We start from the raw sequence: 3,591 nt of genomic DNA, 5'->3' as shown, positions 1-3,591 counted from the left end.
CGTAATTCGTAATTCGTAATTCGTAATTCGTAATTCGTAATTCGTAATTCGTAATTCGTAATTCTTGCTAATTTAGTAGAAAACACATTGAATGGAAAAAGAACAACTCGAAGCACTTGCAGCTCAATTGGGGAATCCGTCAGGAGAAAAAGGAATCGAAGTTGCTGAAATGATGAATGAAACCAATATCGGGATGACTAAAAATTCCATTTCAAATCTTCGCTTACGTGACGGAGATTCCGTTTTGGAGTTGGGACATGGAAACGCCGGGCATCTCAATTTTCTTTTTTCTCAATCAAACGATATTCAATACACCGGTTTGGAAATTTCGTCCTTAATGCACGAAGAAGCCAAACAGTCAAATCACGCATATGCAGCAGCCGGAAAAGCCCGCTTTGTTCTTTACGATGGCGAAAAAATGCCGCTTGAAGATCACGCTGTCGACAAAGCTTTTACCGTAAACACGATTTATTTCTGGAAAGATCCTGAGAAGGTCTTTGCCGAATTATCCCGGATTTTGAAACCGGATGGTATGTTGGCATTGACGTTTGCACACCGCAGCTTCATGGAAATGCTTCCTTTCACTGTTTTCGGATTCACACTCTACAATCCGGATGAAATTCTGAAGATCATATCTGAAACCAATTTCCAGCCGGATCACCAAGATGAGCAGCGCGAAGTGGTAAAAACAAAAACAGGGGAATCAGTTGAGCGATTTTTCAGTACATTGGTTCTGAAAAACAACCTTTAATATGAATCGGGAACACACATACAAAGCGCTTATTTCCTGGACGGGAAACAGAGGCGAAGGAACAACAAGTTACACTTCCTATGACCGGAATTTCAACGCTCACGTAGAAGGCAAACCGGATTTATCCTGCTCTGCAGATTCCGCTTTCCGCGGAGACAGATCCAAACACAACCCGGAAGACATGTTCATCATTTCCCTTTCAAGCTGTCACATGCTTTGGTATCTTCACCTTTGTGCCGATGCGGGAATCATCGTTTCAGATTACCAGGACACGCCTCTCGGAACCATGGTTGAAGATAAGAACGGTGGTCATTTTGTTTCGGTTGTACTTCACCCCCAGGTGGTAATCACAGATGCAGCCCGGATTGAAGAAGCAAACCGTCTGCACCATGAAGCGCGGAAACAATGCTTTATCGCAAACTCCTGTAATTTCCCGGTAACACACATTGCCAACTGCTCGGTAAAAAATCCCTGATCCCGTTTATCAGAACCGAAAACCTGAAATAGTTGCTAATTTTGCGGAAGGTTATGAATAAGAAGAAAGGTAACAAGTCGATTCGCAAAGCAAGGTATGTTCTCTACAAAGAAACCCTGGTTGATTTCAAAGAACATTTCTGGACCTTTTTCGGTTCTTTTTTCGGAATCGGCCTCATTGCTTTTATTCAGTCACGATCATTAGACCGGCTCGAAAACATTTTCCTGATCGGTTCTTTCGGAGCCAGCAGCGTTTTAATTTATGGAGCCATTCAAAGCCCCCTGGCACAACCCAGAAACCTGGTTTTTGGACACGTGATTTCAGCATTCATCGGTGTGTGCATCTTCAAATTGATTCCTGATCCTGTTTGGATCGCCGCCCCGCTTGCGGTGAGTTTATCCATTGTTGCCATGCAAATGACCAAAACGCTTCACCCGCCGGGAGGAGCAACTGCTTTGATTGCCGTAATCGGAACTCCGAAAGTGAAAGCATTGGGATTCACCTATGTGTTGTCTCCCGTATTAACAGGCGTTCTCATTCTGCTTGTGGTGGCATTGATTGCAAATAATCTGACTAAAAACAGAAAATATCCTACAAATAATCGCCTGACAAAGTATATTCGTAAGAAGAAAAAGATCAAAACGCTGACGAAAGATGGAACGAACCTGTGAAAAAGGACACCGTTATTTCAAAACAAGTGATTGTCCGACTTGCCCTGTTTGCGAGAACCTGAAAAAAGACGAAAGCGGAATTTTTGCCGTTCTTTCAGCTCCGGCACGAAGAGCCCTGGAAAATGCGCAGATCAATTCCCTGGAACAACTCTCGCTTTTTAGTGAAAAGGACATCCTGAAACTTCATGGAATTGGTAAAAGTTCCATCCCCATCCTCCAAAAACTCTTAGCCGAAAACGGACTTTTTTTCAAGTCTTAATTTGAGTTATATTTATAAAACAGACTTAAAGACGTAAGGGTCAGGACCGGTAGTTTAATTGATTACTTTGGTCTTATCTCCTGACTTTATTGATCCTGACTCTAAAAAAGAATATATGAAAACGACTTTCACCAACGTAGACGAATACCTCCTGGAGTTTGAAAACGAAACCCGCGAGCGTTTAGTGGCTATCCGAAAATTAATCCTGGAAACTGCTCCGGAAGTTATCGAATCAATTTCTTACGGAATGCCCGCTTATAAAGTTAATGGAAAACCGCTGGTCTATTTCGCCGGCTACAAATCGCATATCGGGTTCTATGCTACACCAACCGGGCACAAAGCATTCGAAAAAGAACTATCCAAATACAAACAAGGAAAGGGTTCCGTACAATTCCCCTTGAATGAGCCGCTTCCGATAAAATTGATCAAAGAAATAGTGTTGTTTCGTTTGGCTGAGAACAAGGAAAAGTACGGCGCAAAAAAGAAATCTTAATTAGGTGATGCGTTGTATGAAAATTGGGAGGATGTAATAAAATTCCTCCACGTCTTCCGCTACGTTGCGTTTATTAAGTCGATCTTATATACAAACACAAAGAAACAACGTGTGCAAAGCCTTAATAAAAAGGAATCATTACCTTCGAAAAAACTTTTTCTATGAGATCGTTACTTGTCATTTTGCTACTTGTTCTTGCTCTTCCCTCCTATAGTCAATTTACGCAGGCCGATTCATTGCGTGGAGGATACGGTGAAACACGCAACTGGTGGGATTTAAAACACTACGATCTCAGCGTGGAATTTGACATTGAAAAGAAAGAAATTCGTGGAAAAAACATCATCACGTTCGAGATACCCGGAAATAATTTGAATGAATTAGTGATCGTCAGCACACTGCAATTGGATCTGCAGGACCCGATGGTTTTGGACAGTGTTTCTATCAACGGAAAGCTCGTGTTGAATTCGAAAATCACCAAAAAAGGTGCGGCTTACCTGATTCGTTTCGAATCACACGACGGATCTGAGCAAAAAAGCAACGAATTGATCGCTTATTTCCATGGAAAACCACGTGTAGCGCAAAATCCTCCCTGGGACGGCGGAATTATCTGGAAAAAAGATCTAAACGGAAAACCATGGGTTTCTGTGGCTTGCCAGGGATTGGGAGCCAGCGTTTGGTTTCCGTGTAAAGATTCACAATACGACGAACCGGATAACGGGGTAGCGATGCATTATACGTGTCCTGCCGACCTGGTTTGTGTCAGCAATGGCTTGTTTGTCGGAAAAGAAGTGTTGAAAAACGATCGCGCAAGGTATTCCTGGACAGTTAAAAATCCGATCAACAATTACTGCATGATTCCCTACATCGGAGATTATGTGAACATTCACGACCATTTCTCCGGTGAGAAAGGAAACCTGGAAATCGATTACTGGGTTTTGAGAG

The 3,591-nt window shown here is 42.5% G+C and carries 5 protein-coding genes and 1 pseudogene; all 6 read left to right on the top strand.

Going from position 1 to position 3,591, the window contains the following annotated elements; genetic code table 11:
• The first annotated feature begins 91 nt into the window (after window positions 1–91).
• Window positions 92–751: a methyltransferase domain-containing protein gene (locus Q1V93_RS17420; RefSeq protein ID WP_300666430.1), complete on the top strand. Its 660-nt coding sequence runs from the start codon at window positions 92–94 to the stop codon at window positions 749–751.
• 1 nt (window position 752) lies between these two features.
• Window positions 753–1,226, top strand: a complete 474-nt coding sequence (locus Q1V93_RS17415; RefSeq protein WP_300666429.1) for an OsmC family protein — start codon at window positions 753–755, stop codon at window positions 1,224–1,226.
• A gap of 53 nt (window positions 1,227–1,279) precedes the next feature.
• Window positions 1,280–1,897, top strand: a complete 618-nt coding sequence (locus tag Q1V93_RS17410) for an HPP family protein (RefSeq protein WP_300666428.1) — start codon at window positions 1,280–1,282, stop codon at window positions 1,895–1,897.
• Window positions 1,881–2,156: a hypothetical protein gene (locus Q1V93_RS17405; RefSeq protein WP_300666427.1), complete on the top strand. Its 276-nt coding sequence runs from the start codon at window positions 1,881–1,883 to the stop codon at window positions 2,154–2,156. The genes Q1V93_RS17410 and Q1V93_RS17405 overlap by 17 nt, the downstream gene beginning before the upstream one ends.
• A 115-nt stretch (window positions 2,157–2,271) precedes the next feature.
• Complete coding sequence (locus Q1V93_RS17400; RefSeq protein WP_300666426.1) at window positions 2,272–2,649, top strand: DUF1801 domain-containing protein; 378 nt, start codon at window positions 2,272–2,274, stop codon at window positions 2,647–2,649.
• A 161-nt stretch (window positions 2,650–2,810) separates the two neighbouring features.
• Window positions 2,811–3,591, top strand: a pseudogene (locus Q1V93_RS17395) (M1 family peptidase); the annotation flags it as partial.

This window comes from Fluviicola sp. (assembly GCF_030151805.1).
In the GTDB taxonomy this organism is placed as follows: domain Bacteria; phylum Bacteroidota; class Bacteroidia; order Flavobacteriales_D; family Crocinitomicaceae; genus Fluviicola.
Note: the sequence above shows the minus strand (reverse complement) of the source record. Positions and strands in the feature narration are given on the sequence as shown.

Bases quoted from the DNA above. Each gene is read 5' to 3' on its own strand.
- Q1V93_RS17405 (WP_300666427.1), top strand. From the start codon at position 1,881: ATGGAACGAACCTGTGAAAAAGGACACCGTTATTTCAAAACAAGTGAT.
- Q1V93_RS17415 (WP_300666429.1), top strand. From the start codon at position 753: ATGAATCGGGAACACACATACAAAGCGCTTATTTCCTGGACGGGAAAC.
- Q1V93_RS17420 (WP_300666430.1), top strand. From the start codon at position 92: ATGGAAAAAGAACAACTCGAAGCACTTGCAGCTCAATTGGGGAATCCG.
- Q1V93_RS17410 (WP_300666428.1), top strand. From the start codon at position 1,280: ATGAATAAGAAGAAAGGTAACAAGTCGATTCGCAAAGCAAGGTATGTT.
- Q1V93_RS17400 (WP_300666426.1), top strand. From the start codon at position 2,272: ATGAAAACGACTTTCACCAACGTAGACGAATACCTCCTGGAGTTTGAA.